Source organism: Hymenobacter agri (assembly GCF_054778495.1).
Map to the genome: position 1 here is coordinate 1 of NZ_BAAGZM010001246.1, position 601 is coordinate 601.

The 601-nt window shown below is 69.9% G+C and carries 1 pseudogene; it reads right to left on the minus strand.

Going from position 1 to position 601, the window contains the following annotated elements:
• Positions 1 to 79 precede the first annotated feature (79 nt).
• Positions 80 to 601: pseudogene (locus tag ACYVDE_RS25585) on the minus strand (hypothetical protein); the annotation flags it as partial.

The following is a 601-nucleotide window of genomic DNA, read 5'->3' on the forward strand; positions in this document are numbered from 1 at the left end:
GCCCCCCGCTGGCCCAGCATTCCGGCCAGCAGGCCGACTAGGCTCAGGCGGCGCAACCCGCGAAAAACCGGGCGCTGGCTCATTCTCCGCGGCGGCTATCGGCCAGCACGTAGGCCCCGGCAGTGGGGTCGGCTTCGGCGGGCGTGTTGCTCAGGTTCAGCTGGCGGTCAAGGATGTCGAGGCGCACCTGCAGGTTGCGGTTCATGGCCGTGAGCACGGCGTCGGGCTGCGGGTGCTGCAGCAGCTGCTGCTTCAGCTGGCGGTAGCTCGAATCGAGAGAGGCTAGCTCGTGCTGCCAGTCGGCGTTCATGGCCACCATGCCGGGGCCGCTCAGCTGGCTCAGCTCGGTTTGGCGGCGGGCCAGCTGGTTGGTGTAGTATGCTTCCATGCCGCGCACGGCGCGCACCAGCTGGCTATCGGCCCCGGTGGTGTGCTCGGCGGCCGTGAGGGAAGTCGGGTTGCCGCCCTGGTACAGGGCGTCGTCGGCCCCGCTGGCAATGCTGCCGAGGGTAGCGGCGGGCGCGGCCACTTTGGCTACTTCGCTGCCGCCCACGCGGGCTTTCCACACTTCGCTGGCCCCGGCGGCAAACACTAGCAAGGC